Source organism: Castellaniella defragrans 65Phen, assembly GCF_000612685.1.
In the GTDB taxonomy this organism is placed as follows: domain Bacteria; phylum Pseudomonadota; class Gammaproteobacteria; order Burkholderiales; family Burkholderiaceae_B; genus Castellaniella; species Castellaniella defragrans.
In genome coordinates this window covers 342111-359994 of record NZ_HG916765.1, presented here as the reverse complement: position 1 = coordinate 359994, position 17884 = coordinate 342111, and the positions used below count along the sequence as shown (strand labels likewise).

General features: G+C 72.1%; 15 protein-coding genes. 5 read left to right on the top strand and 10 right to left on the bottom strand.

Annotated features, from left to right (window positions below; genetic code table 11):
• Positions 1-34: 34 nt before the first annotated feature.
• From BN940_RS01600 to cobN, 3 genes are all read right to left on the bottom strand, one after another.
• Positions 35-376 carry a DUF2149 domain-containing protein gene (locus tag BN940_RS01600; protein ID WP_043679433.1) on the bottom strand — a complete coding sequence of 114 codons (342 nt, stop codon included), beginning with the start codon at positions 374-376 and terminating at the stop codon, positions 35-37.
• The gene (locus BN940_RS01595) at positions 373-975 is read right to left on the bottom strand and encodes a MotA/TolQ/ExbB proton channel family protein (RefSeq protein WP_084330442.1); all 603 of its coding nucleotides are present in this window, start codon (positions 973-975) and stop codon (positions 373-375) included. Before BN940_RS01595 ends, BN940_RS01600 begins: the two co-directional genes overlap by 4 nt.
• Before the next feature lie 117 nt (positions 976-1092).
• A complete protein-coding gene (gene cobN / locus BN940_RS01590) occupies positions 1093-5106 on the bottom strand; it encodes a cobaltochelatase subunit CobN (protein ID WP_242404245.1) in 4014 nt (1337 codons plus the stop codon).
• A 192-nt stretch (positions 5107-5298) separates the two neighbouring features.
• On the opposite strand from cobN, the gene BN940_RS01585 reads away from it, so the two are divergent.
• Complete coding sequence (locus BN940_RS01585; protein WP_043679430.1) at positions 5299-5550, top strand: (2Fe-2S)-binding protein; 252 nt, start codon at positions 5299-5301, stop codon at positions 5548-5550.
• Positions 5551-5676: 126 nt separating this feature from the next.
• On the top strand, positions 5677-6141 hold the full coding sequence (gene bfr / locus BN940_RS01580) for a bacterioferritin (protein WP_043679427.1): 465 nt from the start codon (positions 5677-5679) through the stop codon (positions 6139-6141).
• 60 nt (positions 6142-6201) lie between these two features.
• Here the strand turns inward: bfr and BN940_RS01575 are convergent, their stop codons facing one another.
• From BN940_RS01575 to BN940_RS01560, 4 genes are all read right to left on the bottom strand, one after another.
• The gene (locus tag BN940_RS01575; RefSeq protein WP_043679424.1) at positions 6202-6831 is read right to left on the bottom strand and encodes a hypothetical protein; all 630 of its coding nucleotides are present in this window, start codon (positions 6829-6831) and stop codon (positions 6202-6204) included.
• A 141-nt stretch (positions 6832-6972) separates the two neighbouring features.
• On the bottom strand, positions 6973-8571 hold the full coding sequence (locus BN940_RS01570; protein ID WP_043679421.1) for a peptide chain release factor 3: 1599 nt from the start codon (positions 8569-8571) through the stop codon (positions 6973-6975).
• 36 nt (positions 8572-8607) lie between these two features.
• Entirely contained in the window at positions 8608-9240 is a 633-nt protein-coding gene (locus BN940_RS01565; protein WP_043679418.1) for a LysE family transporter, read from the bottom strand.
• Positions 9241-9286: 46 nt separating this feature from the next.
• A complete protein-coding gene (locus BN940_RS01560; protein ID WP_043679415.1) occupies positions 9287-10756 on the bottom strand; it encodes a DEAD/DEAH box helicase in 1470 nt (489 codons plus the stop codon).
• Between the two features lie 310 nt (positions 10757-11066).
• On the opposite strand from BN940_RS01560, the gene BN940_RS01555 reads away from it, so the two are divergent.
• Together BN940_RS01555 and BN940_RS01550 are read left to right on the top strand one after the other, a co-directional pair.
• A complete protein-coding gene (locus tag BN940_RS01555; protein WP_043679412.1) occupies positions 11067-11681 on the top strand; it encodes a LemA family protein in 615 nt (204 codons plus the stop codon).
• Positions 11682-11736: 55 nt separating this feature from the next.
• Positions 11737-12834, top strand: coding sequence for a TPM domain-containing protein (locus BN940_RS01550; RefSeq protein ID WP_162177834.1), 1098 nt, complete (start codon positions 11737-11739; stop codon positions 12832-12834).
• A 96-nt stretch (positions 12835-12930) separates the two neighbouring features.
• Here BN940_RS01550 and BN940_RS01545 read toward each other — a convergent pair whose 3' ends face one another.
• The 3 genes from BN940_RS01545 to rpoN form a co-directional block, all read right to left on the bottom strand.
• The gene (locus BN940_RS01545; protein ID WP_043679409.1) at positions 12931-14457 is read right to left on the bottom strand and encodes a GTPase/DUF3482 domain-containing protein; all 1527 of its coding nucleotides are present in this window, start codon (positions 14455-14457) and stop codon (positions 12931-12933) included.
• Complete coding sequence (locus BN940_RS01540) at positions 14450-15844, bottom strand: DUF2868 domain-containing protein (RefSeq protein ID WP_052355515.1); 1395 nt, start codon at positions 15842-15844, stop codon at positions 14450-14452. Before BN940_RS01540 ends, BN940_RS01545 begins: the two co-directional genes overlap by 8 nt.
• 62 nt (positions 15845-15906) lie before the next feature.
• On the bottom strand, positions 15907-17259 hold the full coding sequence (rpoN, locus tag BN940_RS01535; RefSeq protein ID WP_043679406.1) for an RNA polymerase factor sigma-54: 1353 nt from the start codon (positions 17257-17259) through the stop codon (positions 15907-15909).
• Between the two features lie 37 nt (positions 17260-17296).
• On the opposite strand from rpoN, the gene BN940_RS01530 reads away from it, so the two are divergent.
• The gene (locus BN940_RS01530; RefSeq protein ID WP_043679403.1) at positions 17297-17839 is read left to right on the top strand and encodes a hypothetical protein; all 543 of its coding nucleotides are present in this window, start codon (positions 17297-17299) and stop codon (positions 17837-17839) included.
• Positions 17840-17884: the final 45 nt, after the last annotated feature.

Here is a 17884-nt window from a genome sequence, read left to right as displayed (position 1 = left end):
CGGCACCGGTCCGTTCCAGTTCGCGTTCCCGGCCTCATTTTCCGCCCTGGTCCGCGGCCCGGTCCCCGGACTCGGGCACGTAGACCACGCTGCCGTCCTTCATGCGGTAGGCCACGCCGGCCTTGGTGCCCTCGCCCTGGCCCGCCTGGCCGGTGGACTTGAAGCGCTCGATGCGCTCGCCCTGCTTGACGATCATCTCCATGGTCGGCTTGCCGGCATCCGTGACCACCGTCACGTCCTGCCGCGTCATGGCCTGCATGACCGGATTGCTGGCCATGCCGATCAGCAGCGCCGCGATCACCACCAGGAAGATGTCGATCAGGTTGACGACCGAGAGGATGGGGTCGTCGGCCTCGGTTTCCGCCAGGAACTTCATGCGACCGCCCTGCCCGCCGCCGGGGTCTCGTCCCATTCCCGCTCCTCCCGGGCCGCGGGTCCGGCCGGGCCCGGCGTGGGCGCGGAGGCGGAGGCGGACAGCGGCGCGCGCGACTGCAGCCAGGCCAGTTCCTCGGCCAGCCAGCGGCGGCGCACCGACACGATCCAGAACGTGATCGAGGCCGTGATCAGGGCCACGATCACGGCGGAGAACGCCACCGACAGGCTGCCCGACATGGCCGAGAGATCGCCGTCGCCCAGGCCGCGCAGGGCGGGCCCCATCGGAATCATGGTCGCCACCAGGCCCATCATGGGCGCCACGCGGGACACGATGCGCGGCACCTCCAGCAGCCGGTGCGCGGCCACGTCCCACTCGTCGCCCTGGGCGGCGGGGTGCGCGGCGGCCCAGCGCAGCAGGTCGAAGCAGCGCAGGTCGTGCGTCTCGCGGCCCGGCGCGCGGCCGCGCCGCTGCCACCAGCAGACCAGGAAGCCGCCCAGCGCCTGGAGGGCGTAGAGGAACAGCAGGGCGATGATCACCAGGGTCGGGATCAGAAAGATCTGGCCGATCTGGTACATCAGGGTTTCAAGCAAGTGGCTCATGGGTGGGTTTCCTCGAAATGGATGGGGGGACGCCGCCTCCGGTGCCTCGGCCGGGAGCGGCGGCCGGCTTCGGCCGGATCCAGCCGGAGCCGGGCGATCCGGGACGCGGGAACACGGTTAGGACGGATGGGCCGGCATGCGGCCCGGGCCCGCGGGCCGGCGCGCCTGGCGCAGCGCCCCGGCGCCCAGGACGGCCAGCAGCAGGGCGGCGAGCGCCAGGCGCGCCAGATCCAGGGCGCGGTCGGCGACGGACTGGTCCGCGGCGTCGGGCGTGCGTTCCAGCTTCATGCCCTCGACGCGCTCGGTCGGCGCCTGCGGGGCCTCCTGCGCGGCGGGCGGGGCCGCCGGCTGCGGGGGCGCCTCGGGCGGCGCGGCGAAGGCGGTGTCGGCCGCCTGGCCGTCGGCCACGTATTCCAGGAACCGGGCGTTGTCGCTGCGCACGTCGAAACGCGCGGCCAGATCGCGGTAGCGTTCCTTCAGCAATTCGAGCGTCCCCGGCTCGGCCTGCCAGTAGCCCTGGCGCGCCGCCTCGATCATCCGCTCGATGGTCTGGGCCAGGGCGTGCGGGTTCTCCTTCTCGAACCAGGCCTTCAGGCCCAGGTCGTATTTGTCGCGCACGTAGACGTCGGCCATCTGCTCCCACTGGTCGTCGCGCACCACCTCGCGCGCCACCGCCGTCCAGCCCCACAGGTTGTTGGTCGCGTCCAGCACCTGCAGCGTGCCGGAATAGCCTTCGGCCATCAGCCCCTTGATGTAGCCGGGATGGAACTGGCGCGTGGCCAGCTCCTTGGCGAGGAATTGCGCCGCGCCTTCCACCCGCCCCGCGCCGCCGCCGCGCAGGTTGGAGATGTAGAGCTGCGGCGGCGCGCCGTCCAGGCGCCGCACCGCCAGGCCGATCCCGCCCAGATACTGGAAGGGATCGTCCGTGGTCAGCATCCCGTAGGTGTTCGAGGACCGCGACAGCACCGCGCCCTCGGTGCCGCGCAGCTGCTCGGCGTAAAGGTTGACGGCGGCGTTGCCCGCCGCGCCCGCCTGGCCCCAGGTGGCGGCGTCCGGGCCGTAGGCGTACTGCATCTTCGACAGGTACAGGTCGGCGAGCTTGCGGTCGCCTTCTTCCTTGCCCTCCCAGGTGTCGGTCGCCAGCGCGGCCTCGTCCAGGCCGGTCGCGTACTGCCCGGAAGCCGAGGAAAACAGCCGCGTCTCGGCCGCCGCGCGGGCCGCCGCCTCGGGCACCCCGCCGGCCTGCAGCTGCGCCTGGATGCGCCCGGTGTTGGCCGCCACGGCGTTGTCGGGTTCGCCGCCGGCCTGGGCGGCCAGCTGCACGGCGCGCGCGAGCTGCTTCATGGCGTTGGGGAAATGATCCCGGTACAGGCCGGTGGCCGACAGCACCACGTCCACGCGCGGGCGGCCCAGGGTCTCGCGCGGCACCAGCCGCACGTCGGTGACACGCCCGCCCTTGTCCCAGACCGGCTCCACGCCCATCAGCCACAGGGCCTGGGCTTCCAGCAGGCCCTGGTGGCGCATGGTCTCCACCGACCACAGCGAGAAGGTGATCTTCTTCGGCGCCGCGCCGGTCTGCTGCCGGTGGGCCGCGATCAGGTTCTCGGCGGCCTCCTTGCCGGCCTCCCAGGCCTGCGGCGTGGGCACACGCGAGGGATCGAAGCCGTACAGATTGCGGCCCGTGGGATAGGCCTCCGGATTCTTGATCGGATCGCCGCCGTAGGAAGTGGACACGTAGCGCCCGGCCAGCGCGGCCAGCAGCCCCGGCAGCTCGCCCTGGGCGCCGATGGCCTCGTACCAGGCGCGCCCCTGCTCCAGCTGGGCGCGCAGCTCGGGCGAGGCGTCCTCCGGCATCCGCCCTTCCACCAGCGCGGCGCGCAGCAGCGCGTAGGGCGCCGATTGCGCCAGTTTTTCGTAATCGACGGCCAGCGCCTCGTCCAGGTCCTTGGGCGCCGCGCCGGCCCGGGCCGCGGCGGCGTCCCAGAACGGCTGGCCCAGCATCATCAGGACCGTGGACAGGCGGTGGGCCTCCTGGGGCGCGCGGCCCAGCGCGTGCAGGCCCAGCGGCTGCGCGGTCCGCGCCAGTTCGTGCAGGTGCGCGCGCAGGGCGTCGAGGAAGGCCGGGAATTCCCGCTCCACCCGGTCCCCGGTCCAGCCCATGTCGCGCTCGATGTGCGCCTGGCGCACCTTCCCGATCAGGTCGGCGCGGATCCGCTCGCGCACGGCGCCCTCGTCCTGGTTCAGCCACTGGTGCAGCAGGTCGTGCATGGCCGTCAGCTCGTCGTGCATGCCGGCCGGCCGGAACGGCGGCGTCTGGTGGCTGACGATGACCGCGCGGCCGCGCCGGCGGGCGTGCAGGGCCTCGCCGATGTTGTCGGCGATGTAGGGATACACCACCGGCACGTCGCCCAGCGTCAGCATCGGATAGTCCTCCGTCGCCGACAGGCCGCGTTCCTTGCCGGGCAGCCATTCCTGCGAGCCGTGCGTGCCGAAATGCACGAAGGCGTCGCTCGCCTGGCGGGTCCGCGCCCACAGGTAGGCGGCCAGGTAGAAATGCGAAGGCAGGGACGTCGTGGAGTGGTAGAGCTCCCGTTCCCGGTCGCTGGAGCGCTCGCCGCGCGGCGGCTGCGGCAGGACCGCGACCTTGCCCAGCATCAGGCGGGGCACCACGAAGTAGGCCGTGCCGCCCTCGCGCAGCACCATGCCGGAAGACTCCGGCGGCCCCCATTGCGCATCCAGCGCCGCGCGCACCGCCGGCGGCAGCGTCTCCAGCCAGGCGCGATAGTCGGCCAGGGGCAGCCGCTCGGCCAGGCCCTCGGCCAGCAGGCCTTCCAGCCGGCCTTCGCGGTAGTAGGGCTCCAGCAGGCGCTGCAGTTGGGGCAGCAGCGCCTCCTGGGCGGGCGCCGAGGTGTCGTAGCCCGCGTCCTTCAGTGCCGCCAGCGTGGCCGACAGGCTTTCGGGCACGTTCAGAAACGAGGCCGACAGGTTCTTTTCCCCCGCGGGGTAGTTCCAGAAGAACACCGTCAGGCGCTTGTCGGCGTTCGGCATGCGCCGCAGCGCCGCCAGCCGCAGGGCCTTGCCCACCACGGTGTCGAGCTGCGCCTCGATGGGCACGAGCTGCTGCTCGGCCTCGTCCATGGCCGAGGCCACCTGGATGTCGGTGATCCCCGCGTATTCCGCCTGGGACAGGTAGAACGGCACGTCGATGAGCGCCACGCCCTGCGGATCGGCGCGCCACTTGGCCTCGCCGCCCTGGCGGTAGGGCATCGCCTGGATCACGGGGATTCCCAGCGTCTCGAAGGCGCGGCGCGGCGCGTTGGGCTCCAGCATGATGCGCGTGCTGATCGCCGTGTCCGCCAGCGCCCGCCCCTGGTCGCTCAGCAGCCGCTCGATCACCCCGTCGTCGGTCACCGGATGGTAGTAGGCCATGGGGATCGCGCCGCGCGACTCGACCCGCCGGATCAGCGCGTCGATCAGCCGGGTCTGCAGCGACGAGACGGCCTGCTCGTGGAAGGCGATGGCCACGACCGGCGGCCGGCGCGCCGGATCGTGGATCTGCGCGTCGCTCAGCCCCTTCCAGCGCAGGTAGGCGAGCGGATCGGTGAAGAAGGGATCCGGCGCGTCAGGGTGGTACAGCGCGGCGGTGGGGAAGACGACCGGGTCGGCGATGCCGTCGGTCGGCCGGCCCGCCAGCCAGGCGGCCACCGTGGCGAAGAAATGGTCGAAATTCGCCCGCCCGCCGTTGGAGTAGTACACGGCCAGCCGCCGGGCCAGCGGCGCCGGCATGTTGAGCGAGTCGGGCCGCTGGTCCCACAGCCAGGCGATGGGCAGCCGCGCGCCCGGCAGCGCGCCCGCCAGCCGGCCGCGCATGGCGTCCTGCAGGTAGGTGTCGATGAAGACCGCGTCGTAGTCCTTGAACAGGCCCTCGTCCGCGCCCTCGGGGATGTCCTTCATGAAGCGCGACTCGACGGTCACGCCGTGCGGCCGCGCGATTTCCGCCAGCGTGCGGAATTTCCCCGGCGCGACGTTGCCCGTCGCCAGGAACAGGACGGACGCGGCCTGGGCGGAGCCCGCTGCCCACAGCAGGCTCAGGCACAGCCAACCCCACACGCTCCACAGCCTGCATCTCACGGGATTTTCCTCCTCCGGATCGGATCAGCGGAGGATTCTATTATTAATGAGAACCATTATCAATCAATATTTCGGCAATCGGCAAGGGGCGGACATCCGGGCGAACATCCGGGATTGTCCGGACGCAAAGGACCGCCGGAACGCCGCGCGCGGGGCTTGCCATCCCAAATAAAAAGGATGATAATAATTCGCATGTATATTTGTGTATGCAACGCGATCAGCGAGCGCCAGGTCCAGGACGCCATCGCACAAGGCGCGTCGGATCTGGGCGATCTCCAGGCCCAGCTGGGCGTGGCGACCTGCTGCGGCCATTGCGCCGAGACCGCGACGGAATATCTGCCCGGCGGCCGCTACGCGGCCGACGTGGGCCCCGCCGCGGCCGGGCTGATCGGGCAGGTCGAAGTCACCGTCCTGTCGCGCACCGCCGTCCGCCGCGTCGCCTGAAGCCGTCCCTCTCCGGACCGCGCCGTCCTTTCCCGCCCCCGGTTTCCCGGGCGCGCGGGTCGTGCTAGCCTTGTCATTTCGACCTGTCCGATTCCGGCCGGGCCGCGCACCAAGGAGGCACAGGCCATGAAAGGCGACAAAACCGTCATCCGCTATCTGAACCAGCAGCTGAAAAACGAGCTTTCGGCCATCAACCAGTATTTCCTGCACGCGCGCATGCTGCGCCACTGGGGCTTCGAGGCGCTGGGCGAACACGAATACAAGGAATCCATCGGCGAGATGAAGCACGCCGACCTGCTGATCGAACGCATCTTCATGCTCGAAGGCCTGCCCAATCTGCAGGACCTGCACAAGCTGCTGGTGGGCGAGAACGTGCCCGAGATCCTGGCCTGCGACCTGAAACTCGAAACCGCCGCCCAGGCCACGGTCAAGGAAGCCATGGCCTACTGTGAATCCGTGCAGGACTTCGCCTCGCGGGACCTGTTCCTGACCATCCTGAACGACACCGAGGAACACATCGACTGGCTGGAGACGCAGATCGGCCTGGTCGAGCAGCTCGGCCTGCAGAACTACCTGCAATCGCAGATGTGATGGTCACGGCGGCCCCATGGGGCCGCTGCGGGGCGGGTCCGGGCCGCGCCCCGGCTGCGTTCAGAAACCCGATTTCTTCGCCGGGCAGTCGGCGACGCGGCCCCAGGCGTCGTGGGGCTCGCAGTATTTGTTGCGCGCCGCCCAGGCGCACGAAGGCCGCGAAAAGAAGCCCAGCGCCTCGCAGGCCTTGAGTTCGGCCTGGAAGGCGGCCTGCCACTGGCCGTCGGCCGCGGCGGCCTGGGCCGGCGGCGGAGGCGGCGGCGTGGTGACGTCGATGGGCTGCACCACCTGGCTGGCGCCCAGGCCGCCGAACTGCGCGATGCCCTGCAGGCCGTCGCCCAGCTGGTTCTGGGAGGCCAGGGCGATGGCCTCGTCCATGGAAATCGTGGTGGTCGCCAGGGCGATCGGCCGGCCGTCGTCCATCAGGGAGTCCGGCTGCACCTTCCAGTCGACGGGCGGCGCCAGTTCGGGCACCCCCAGGCGGCCGTCGGGCAGCACCTGCGGGGCGGAGGCGACGTAGGGCTTGCCGTTGGCGTCCAGCACGGCGGTCTGGTCCAGCTCGGGATGCGGCTTGGGAATCTGGATCTGGGCCGGTCCGTGAGCGATCAGCCAGTCGCCCAGCTGCAGGCCGCCCCAGGCGGACGCGCCCGCAGCCAGCAGCAGAAAAGCGAAAATCAGACGCCAGGACATGGACGGATCGCCTCGTCGATCAATGCGATTTCTGCATTGTATAGGATGCGATCGGAGTGGCCGGGGGCCCCTCGCGTCCCCGCCGGGGACCGCGCCCCCTGGAGGCGCCGTCCTCCCCGGAGCGTCCCGGCGGCGGGAAGGCTATGCAAAAACCCGCCCCGCATGCTCGCGCATGGTGTGGAATTCGATGTCCGGATAGCGCTCCTGCGCGACCCGCAGCTGGGCGGGCGAGCTGGCCAGGAAGGCGACCGCGTCCACCACGTCGTGGGCGATGTTGGCGGCGTTGGCGTCCATGAATTTCTTCAGCGCCTTGGGATCGGGGCTGGTGATCCAGCGCGCCAGGCTGTAGCGCGAGGGCATCAGGCGGGCGTCCACGCCGTATTCGGTCTTCAGGCGGTGGGCGACCACCTCGAACTGGAGCTGGCCCACCGCCCCCAGCAGCAGCGCGCCGCCGGCGGCCTCGGGGCGGAACACCTGGATGGCGCCTTCCTCGCCCAGCTGCGTCAGGCCGGTGCGCAGCTGCTTGGTGCGCAGGGGATCCTTGACCTCGACCGCCTGGAACAGTTCCGGCGCGAAGAACGGCAGGCCCGTGAAGGTCAGCGATTCGCCTTCGGTCAGCACGTCGCCCAGCTGCAGGATGCCGTGGTTGGGGATGCCGATGATGTCCCCGGCGTAGGCTTCCTCGACGATCTCGCGCCGCTGCGACAGGAAGGACACGACGTTGTTGGGGCGGATTTCCTTGCCGTTGCGGGCGACCTTCAGGCGCATGCCGCGCTCGAACTTGCCCGAACTGACGCGCACGAAGGCCACGCGGTCGCGGTGCGCCGGGTCCATGTTGGCCTGGACCTTGAACACCACGCCGGTGAACTTGGGCTCGGCCGGCAGCACGCTGCGCTCCAGCGCGGCGCGCGGACCGGGCGCGGGCGCCAGTTCCACCAGGGCGTCCAGGACCTCGCGCACGCCGAAGTTGTTGATCGCCGAACCGAAGAACACGGGCGTCTGGCGGCCCGCCAGGAAGGCTTCGGGGTCGAAGGCCGGCATGGCGCCGGTGATCAGCTCGATTTCCTCGGCGGCCTTGGCGTGGGCGTCGCCGAAGCGCGCCGCCAGTTCCGGATTGTCCAGCCCTTCGATGGTCTCGTCGTCGTCGCGGTGGCGCTCCGAGCCCGGGCGGAAGACCCGCATCCGGTCGTGGCGCAGGTCGAACACCCCGCCGAAGTGGCGCCCCATGCCCACCGGCCAGGAAAACGGGATCGCGTCCATGCCCAGGTGGCCCTCGATCTCGGAGAGCAGGTCCAGCGGCTCGCGCACCTCGCGGTCGAGCTTGTTGATGAAGGTGATGATGGGCGTGTTGCGCGCGCGGCAGACCTGCAGCAGGCGGATGGTCTGGGGCTCGACGCCGTTGGCCGCGTCGATCACCATCAGCGCGGCGTCCACGGCGGTCAGCACCCGGTAGGTGTCTTCCGAGAAGTCCTGGTGGCCCGGGGTGTCCAGCAGGTTGATGACGCAGTCGCGGTATTCCATCTGCATCACCGAGGACGCCACAGAAATGCCGCGCTGCTTTTCGATCTCCATCCAGTCGGACGCCGCATGGCGGCTGGCCTTGCGTGCCTTGACGCTGCCGGCGATCTGGATGGCGCCCGCGAACAGCAGCAGCTTTTCGGTCAGGGTCGTCTTCCCGGCGTCGGGGTGGGAAATGATGGCGAAAGTGCGTCGGCGGGCGACTTCTTCGGTCAGGCTCATGGAAAGTTCGGGTGGGGCTTCGGTGCGTGAAGCACTTCAGTGCTTGTGGCTGAAGGAGGCCAGGACGGTGCCGGCCAGGATGAACATCGAACCGAACCCTCGGTTCAGCCAGCGGATGTGGCCCGGCTTGCGCAGCATCCGGAGGATCCGCGAAGCCAGCGAAGTATAGCAACTCATGGCCACCAGGTCGGTGAAGCACAGCGTGGCGCCGATCAGGAAATACTGCAGCGGCAGCGGCCGGCCCAGGTCCAGGAACTGCGGCACCACGGCCAGCAGGAACATGGTGCCCTTGGGGTTGGTGATGTTCACCAGGTAGCCGCGCAGGATCTGGTCGCGCACCGGGTGCGCGCTTTTGGGCGGGCGCGCCTCGACCGCCACCGGCGCCGCGTCGGTGCGGAACTGCCGCACCCCCAGGTACACCAGGTAGACGGCGCCGATCCACTTGACGACCGTGAAGGCCAGCTCGGACGTGGCCAGCAGGGCGCCCACGCCCAGCGCCACGATGACCAGCTGGCAGACGATGCCGGCCTGCAGGCCGAAGATGGTCCAGGCGCCGTGGCGGAAACCGTACTTCAGCCCCGAGGCCATGGCGCAGATGGCGCCGGGGCCGGGCGAGAACGAAATCGCCCAGGCTGCCGCGAAGAAAGCCAACCAGGTGGACAGGGCCATGCGGGGTCTCCAGTGCTTCGGTGCGCCGGTGCGCCGGCGGCCCGGATCAGTCGGCCTTGTGCAGCAGCGCGGGACGCCCGGACGAGGCCGGACGCGCCTCGCGGCGCGGGGCCTGGGGCGCGCCGCCTTCGCGGGCCGGCCGGCCGCCCGGGGCGCGGCCGCCGCCGGTGCGGCGGGCGTCCGGGCCGGAGCGCCGCTCGGTCGCCGCCGCGGCCGGGGCGGGCCTGCGGCCGTCGCGGCCGGACGATTCGCGCCGCCCGCCGTCGCCGCGCCGGCCGCCGTCGCTGCGGCCGCCGAAGCCTTCGCTCTGAAGGCGCGCGAGGGCGCGCTTTTCCCGGGCGTCGGGCGCGGAATCGGCGGTCGCCATGGCCGGGTTCCAGCCTTCCACGGTGATCGGTTCGATGGTCTGCTTGATCAGGCGCTCGATGGCGCGCAGCAGCTTGATCTCGGACGAATCCACCAGCGACAGGGCGGAGCCGGTGCTGCCGGCGCGGCCGGTGCGGCCGATGCGGTGCACGTAGTCCTCGGGCACGTTGGGCAGCTCGAAATTGACGACCTGCGGCAGCTGGTCGATGTCCAGGCCGCGGGCGGCGATGTCGGTGGCCACCAGCACGGCCACCTTGCCGTCCTTGAAGCCGGCCAGCGCCTTGGTGCGCGCGGCCTGGCTCTTGTTGCCGTGGATGGCGGCGGCGGTCAGGCCGTCCTTCGACAGCTTTTCGGCCAGGCGGTTGGCACCGTGCTTGGTGCGCGTGAACACCAGCACCTGGTGCCAGCCGCTCTCGCGGATGATGTGGCTGAGCAGGTCGCGCTTGTGCGCCTGCTCGGTCATCACCACGCGCTGGCTGACCAGCTCGGAGGCGGTGTTGCGCCGGGCGACGGAGACTTCGCCGGGATTGCGCAGGATGCCCTGGGCCAGGCCGCGGATCTCGTCGGAGAAGGTGGCGGAGAACAGCAGGTTCTGGCGCTTGGCCGGGAGCAGCTTCAACACGCGGCGGATGTCGTGGATGAAGCCCATGTCCAGCATGCGGTCGGCCTCGTCCAGCACCAGGATCTCGACGCCGGACAGGTCCAGCGTCTTCTGCTGGGCGTGGTCCAGCAGGCGGCCCGGCGTGGCCACCAGGATGTCCAGCGGCTTTTTCAGGGCCGCGATCTGGGGATTGATGTTGACCCCGCCGAACATCACCATCGAGCGCACGGCCGTGTGCTTGCCGTACAGGCGCACGGATTCCTCGACCTGGGCAGTCAGTTCGCGCGTCGGGGTCAGGACCAGCACGCGGGGCCGGCCCGGGCGCTGGGCGGCGGCGGGATGGCTCAGCAGGTAGTGCAGGATCGGCAGCGTGAAGCCGGCGGTCTTGCCCGTGCCGGTCTGCGCGGCGGCCAGCAGGTCGCCGCCTTCCAGCACGCGCGGGATGGCCTGGGCCTGGATTGGCGTGGGGTGGGTGTAGCCCGCGTCGTGGACGGCGCGCAGCAGGGGTTCCGCCAGGCCGAGCGAGGCAAAGGTAATCGAAGTATCCAAGAAAATGACTCCAGCGACCGCCTATCGCTCGAGTCGAGTGATACCAATCGAGGCCGACGTATGAAGAAGTGTCAGGGGAGATGCCGCCGCCGCGCGAAACGCCCGCCGGGGCCGGGGATGCCGCGCGGCGACTGGTAGGCCGCGCGAAGCTGACGATTATAGCGTGACTCCCGCCGCGCGCGGCCGTGCCGTGGCGTCCTGACCACGGTCCCGCGGCGAAAGAAATCTCCGGTCCGCCCCGGCCGTGGCGCCCGGCCGCCCGTAAAATGAAGCCATCCGCCCCGGCCGGGGCGCCACACGAGAGGCCCGGATGCTCCGACGTTATCTGAACCTGGCTGCGCTGGCAGCCCTGACGCTGCTGCTCTCGGGCTGCGGCTACAACGAAATCCAGCGCCAGGACGAGCAGGTCAAGGCGGCCTGGTCCCAGGTCCTGAACCAGTACGAACGCCGCGCCGACCTGGTGCCCAAGCTGGTGTCCTCGGTCAACGCCTACATGGTGAACGAGCGCACCGTGCTGCAGCAGGTCACGGACGCGCGCGCCCGGGTCGGCCAGATCCGCATCGGCGTGGACGACCTCGACGACCCGGCCCTGATGGCGCGCTTCGAGCAGGCGCAGGGCGCCCTGTCCTCCAGCCTGTCGCGCCTGCTGGCGGTGTCGGAAAACTATCCCCAGCTGAAAAGCGACGGCCTGTTCCGCGACCTGATGACGCAGCTCGAAGGCACGGAAAACCGCATCGCGGTGGCGCGCGAACGCTACGTCGGCGCGGTGCAGTCCTACAACCTCACGATCCGCCAGTTCCCCACGCTGATCACGGCGCGCGTGTTCGGCTACCAGCCCAAGGCCCAGTACGGCCTGGACAAGGCCGACGCGGTCATGCGCGACCCCGAGGTCAAGTTCGACCTGCCCCAGGGACAGGGCAAATGAGCGCGCCGGGCCGCTTCCGCCGCGCCTCCCGGGCGCGCGGCGCCGCGGGGGCGCCATGATGCCGGGCCGTCCGGCATTGCGCCGCCGGCTCGCGGGCGGCCTGCTGGCGCTGGGGCTGCTGGCCGGCATGGCCGGGGCGGGCAGCCCGGCCTCGGCCGCCGGCACCGCGGCCGCCTCGGCACCCGCGCCCACTGCCGCACCCGCCGCCTCCGCCGCCGCCCGAGGAGCCGCCGCCGAAACCGCCCCCGCCGCCGCGGCCGCCGCGCCGGACCGGACCGCGCGGACCGCTGCACCGGCCTCCCCGGCCACTGGGGGCCCGGCCGCCGTCCCGGCCTGGACCGGGCCGGTCATGGACCAGGCCGGCGCGCTGACGGCCGAACAGGTCCGCACGCTCGCCGCGCAGGTCCGGGCGCTGGAAAAGGCGCACGGCTCCCAGCTCTTCGTGCTGCTGGTGCCCACCACCGGCGACGAGTCGATCGAGCAGTACGCGCGGCGGGTCTTCGACCAGTGGGCCGTGGGGCGCAAGGGCATCGACGACGGCGTGCTGCTGCTGGTGGCCGTGCGGGACCGCCGCCTGCGCATCGAGGTCGGCTACGGGCTCGAAGGCGCCGTCACCGACGTGGACGCCGGGCGCATCATCCGCGAACGCATCACGCCGCGCCTGGCCGAGGGCGACGTCTTCGGCGGCCTGGAGGCCGGCGTCTCGGCCCTGTCCGGCCTGATCGCGGGCGAGCCCCTGCCGCCCCCCGAATCCTCCGAGGACGGCGGGCTCGACGAGCGCGTGATGTTCCTGCCCCTGACGTTCTTCGCCCTGGTGATGACGCCCCCGATCGGCGCCCTGCTGCTGGGCGGCTTCGTGTTCGTGCTCACCGAAAGCCTGCTGTGGACCGCCCTCGGCGCGCTGGCGGGGCTGGCGCTGGGCATCCTGGGCCGGGTCCTGCACATCCCCGACCGGCTCGCGCGCGGCCGCGGCGGCCGGGGCGGCGGCCGGGGCGGCGGCCGCGGCGGCGGCCGCGGCGGCGGGGGCGGTTTCGGCGGCGGCTTTGGTGGGGGCGGCGGATTCGGCGGCGGAGGCGGATTCGGCGGCGGCTCCTCGGGCGGCGGCGGAGGCGGCGGACGCGGGGGCGGCGGCGGCGCGTCCGGCAGTTGGTAAGCGGCGTGGCAGCCGGCAGCTGACAGCCGGCGGGACGGGACCGCGGGCCGCCGCGGCGCGCGTCCGACCCGCCCCGCGGCGGCCGCCGGGCCTGCGCTACAGGGCGGCGAACAGCGCCTGCGCCATGGCGCCCACCAGCGCCTCGCGCCGGGCGTCGGGCGCGGGCTCCTCGCCGATCGAGGACCATTCCGGATGGCCGCGCACCTCGTCCAGCATGCGCTGCACGTCGGGCGGCAGGCGGCGCAGGGGCTCGGGCACCGCCGCGGCCGCCGCGTCTTCCGGCGCGGCCGGGACGCCCGTACCCGTACCAGCACCCGTACCAGCACCAGCACCCGCGCCGGCATCCGCCGCCGCTTCGGCCGCGGCGGCGGGCTCGGGCGGCGCCTGCCGCGCCAGCAGGTCGCCGTCGATGGGCCGCATGGCGGCGTGCCCCCGGCATTCCAGCGCCCGCACCAGGGCCAGCTGGCGCAGCCCCAGCAGGTGCAGCACCGGATCGTCCACCGTCATTTCCGTATTGCCCGCCAGCCGGCCCACCAGGCGCTTGCCCCACTGGCTGGCGCCCTGCCACGCGCCGCCGATGGCGGCCCCCAGCAGCGCGGCGGCCCCCAGGCTCAGGCCCCCGGTCAGCACGTCGATGGTGGCCCCGGCCATCGCGCCGGTGGCCATGCCCTTGCCCACCTGGATGCCGAAGGTGCGCAGGGCCTGGGGGTTGAACAGGTCCATGCCCCAGCGCTCGCCTTCCAGCGGCAGGGGGTGATGGGGAAAGGTCGCCTTGCTGAACCGGTAGCGCTTCAGCAGGGCGTGCACGCAATCCTGTTCCCGGTCGCGGGTGCGCTTGCGCAGCCCCAGCGTGATGGCCGCCATGTCGGTCGGGTCCTGGGAACACGGCAGCCGCAGGGCGGCGGCGTCCACCAGCAGCTCGGCGATCAGGCGCGTGGCGTCCTGCAGCCGGCGCAGGCGCTGCTGGTCCAGGTCCGCGCGCAGGGTCTGCAGGGCGGCCGCATGCTGGTCCAGCATCAGGGCCAGGCGGTCCAGCAGCTGGCCCTCGCCGTCCAGCGCGGGCGCCACCGTGTCGAAATCCACCGTGGCGTGCAGCCCCAGGCGGGCCAGCGCGTCGCGCCAGGCGGTCGTGTCCGACAGCGCCGTGCGGGTGAAGTTCAGCACCGGCAGGATGGGGCGGCCGCAGGCGGCCAGCAGCATGAGCTCGTCGCGGTGCTTGGGCAGGACCGGATCGCGGGTGTCGATCACGTACAGGGCGGCGTCGGTTTCCAGCACCGTGGCGAGGACCCGGCATTCCTGCTCGAAGCGGCCGGCGGCCTCCGGGCTGTCGAGCAGCCGCCGGATGCGCTCGGGGCCGTCGTGCCTTTCCTGGGGCGGGGACAGCTGGTCCAGGTAGTCCAGCACGCCCATGGCGTCCTCCAGGCCCGGCGTGTCGCGCAGCACCAGGATGGCCTGGCCGGTCTCGGTCAGCAGCTGGGCGCTTTCGACGTGGCGGGTGGTGCCGGGGCGGTCCGCGACCTCGCCGAAGGACTCGTCGCGCAGCAGCGTGCGCAGCAGCGAGGTCTTGCCGGTATTGGTATGGCCGACAACCGCCAGGTCGATGGGGTTCGAGGCGTCAGTCATGGCGGGGGCTTCCGATGTATTCGAGCCAGCCGTTCAGGCTGGGGATCCGGGGAACGGACTGTTGCGTCAGGGTGTCCTGCCAGGCCTGCACGCGCTGCGGCGTGCCGCCCAGGCACAGGGCGCGCAGATCGGGGCAGGACCGGCGCAGTTCGTCGAGCCAGGCGGCGGCGCCCCGGTCCGGGGTCAGGCGCGCGTCGCAGACGAACAGCAGGTGCGCGGGCGGAGCGCGCAGCAGCGCGCGGATGCGGGCGCGGTCCTCGCGGCTGTCGCAGCGGCCGAGATCGGCCACGCCGGCCGGCAGGCCTGCCGGCGGCCAGGCGAGATCGGGCCCCAGCTCGTAGGCCAGCACCGCCGCCCGGCCGTCCTCGGCGGCGGCCGGCGCCGCGGGAGAAGCCGCCGTGGCCGCAGCCGGGGCGGGACGGTCGATGCCCAGGCTGGCATGAGTGGGCAGCAGGCGCTCGCGCAGGTCCAGCCAGCCCGGCAGGCTCGGGTCCACCGCCAGCCGGGCGCGGCGCCGCCGCAGGAGCAGGATGCAGGCGGACAGCGCCAGCAGCCGCGGCAGCAGCCCCCAGACGACGATGCAGCCGATCAGCCACAGGGACCAGTCGGCCTGGACGCCCGCGGCCAGCGGCTGCGCACCCAGGCTGGCGGCGATCTGGACGTCGTCCGGCGCCGGGAAGCCCAGCAGGCCGGGCAGATGGCCCAGTGCGCGGGTCGCGCCGACGAAGGCTTCGGGCGACAGCAGGGTGGTTTCCCAATGGAAGGTGTAGCGGCGCGTACTCAGCAGCACGATCAGCGTGGGCACCGCCCCCAGGAAGGCGGCCGTCCAGGCCCCGTGGCTGATCAGCCCGATGGCGGTCTTCCAGGCCCGCGCCCGCCCCAGCAGGGACAGGAAGGCCTGGGCCGCCAGGGCGGCGTCCGGGCCCCGGACCAGGCGCCGCGTCAGCCAGAGCCACAGGCGCGACAGGGCGGTCGAATCGGGCAGCCCCGGCAGCCAGCCGGCCAGCCAGATCAGGAAGGTGAGCGCATGCAGGCCCAGCAGTCCGAGCAGCGCCAGCGCCAGATTGACCTGGCCCTGGCCCAGGACGGCGGCGGCCGTGCCGATGCCCGCCAGGCAGGCGCACAGCCACAGGGCGGCCAGCGCCCAGCGGGCGCCGACGGCCCACTGGACCAGGCGGTCATGCAGTTCGCCGTGTTCGACCAGCCAGGCGGCCCGCGCCAGGATGCGCTCCTGCAGGTCGGGCGGCCGGCGCAGGGCGGCCTGGCAGGCGGCGCGGTCTTCCAGCGGCCCCCAATGGGCCTCCCGCAGGCGAATGGCTTCGGCCTGCCAGTGCTGGAGCAGCGGACTGGCGGCGCGGGCATCGGCGGCGGCGGGGCGGTTCCACATGGGGAAGCGGGTGGGTGAAAAGAGGATGATACCGAGTTTTACCGGATCCCGGCGGGCCCGCTTCAGGCGTCCGCGGGCCCGCGCGCCTTGCGCACGCTGGCCGGCGGCACGCCCATGGCCTCGCGGTACTTGGCCACGGTCCGGCGCGCGATCACCACGTCCTGCTCGGCCAGCATCTGCGCCAGCCGCATGTCGGACAGGGGCTTGCCCGCCGGCTCGGATTCCAGCATCGCGCGCATCAGCGCCTGCACGGCCAGCGCCGAGGTGTCCTCGCCCGAGCGGGTCTGCACCCCCGTGCCGAAGAAGAACTTCAGCTCGTGCACGCCCCAGGGCGTCTGCGCGTATTTCAGCCGCGTGGCGCGGGAAATGGTGGATTCATGGAGTTCCAGCGCCTGGGCGACTTCCCGCAGCGTGAGCGGCCGCAGCGCCGCGACCCCGGACTCCAGGAACGCCCGCTGATGCCGCGCGATGGTTTCGGCCACGCGCAGGATCGTCTGGCGGCGCTGGTCCAGGTTGTGGATCAGGCTGCGCGCCTGGCGCACCCGGTCGCGCAGTTCGGGCGACAGGTCCTGGCCCGCCAGGGCGTCCGCCAGCTCGGGATTCAGGCGCAGACGCGGCTCGATGGCGGGATTGAGGCTGACCCGCCAGCCGTCCGCCGCGCGATGGAACAGCACGTCGGGCACGATGTAGTGGACGGGATCGGTCTGCCAGGCGCCGGCCGGCCGGGGGTCCAGGCGCCGCAGCGCCCGGTGGGCGGCGTCCAGCAGCGCGCGGTCGCAGCCCAGCGCCTCGCACAGCCGCCCCCAGCGGCCCGCGCCCAGGTCTTCCAGGTGGTCCGTCAGGCGGCGGGCGCAGGCCAGCACGTCCGCGGGCCACTCGTCGGCGCGGGCGCGCAGCTGCAGCCGCAGGCATTCGGGCAGATCGCGCGCGCCCACCCCCGCGGGATCGAAGGACTGCAGCAGGAACAGCGCCGCGCGCCATTCCTCGTCCTCGACCGCCAGTTCCGGCGGCAGGCCGGCGTTCAGCGCCGCCGGATCGAATTCCAGGTAGCCGCGTTCGTCGAGCTCGCCCATCAGCCGCACCACCAGCAGACGGTCGCGTTCGGTGGCGCGGGTGGCGTGCAGCTGCTGCAGCAGGTGATCGATCAGGCTGGGCGGCTGGCTCGGCTCCAGCGGATCGTCGGGCAGGGCGGCGCGCGCGGGCTGCGACCACAGACGGTCCAGCCGCTCGGCCTGGGCCGCCGATTCGGGCTCCGGCGCGACGGCCTCCAGCAGCGGATTGTCGGCCAGCGCCTGGGCGATCTCCTGGTCCAGTTCCTGGGACGAGCATTGCAGCAGGGCCAGCGCCTGGCGCAACTGTGGCGTCAGCGTCAAATGCTGATGCTGGCCCAGCTCCAGGGAGGGTTGCGCGCGCATGTTCAATCTAACGCATGTTCAATCTAAAATACGACTCATGAAACCGGAACGAAACGAATCCTCCAGCCGCCGGGACCACAGCCTGCTGCGCAAGGTCCTGCTCAAGCTCACCGCCACGTCCAGGATCCTCGCGGCCGCCCTGGTCGTGGCGGTCGTCCTGATCTGGTATGACGTGCTGAACCGGCTGCTGGCCTTCGGCAACGGCATCGATTATGCCGGAAACCACATCATGGGGGCGGAAGCCACCGCCCTGCTGCAGCGCTACAACCCCTACTTCTGGGGCGCGCTGGCCACGCTCGGCTCGCTGCTGCTGGCCTACCTGACCTGGCTGGCCGTGCGCGCCATCCTGGCGCGCGCCCGCCTGCGGCCCGTCGATTCCGCCTCCTTCCAGCAGCTGGCCGACCAGCTCTCCGGCGCCACGCTCGACGTCCTGCTGTGGGCCTGGCAGACGCGCGACGAACCCCTGCGCGTGGGCGACCTGATGCTGGCGCGCGACGAACTGTCCGCCGGCCGCGCCGCCCGCCTGCACCGCGCGGCCGAACAGCTCGCCATCCTGGAAAACGCCCGCCAGCGGCGCTGAGCCGCACCCCTGCGGCGGGCGGCGGGTCCCGCACATCCCGCATAC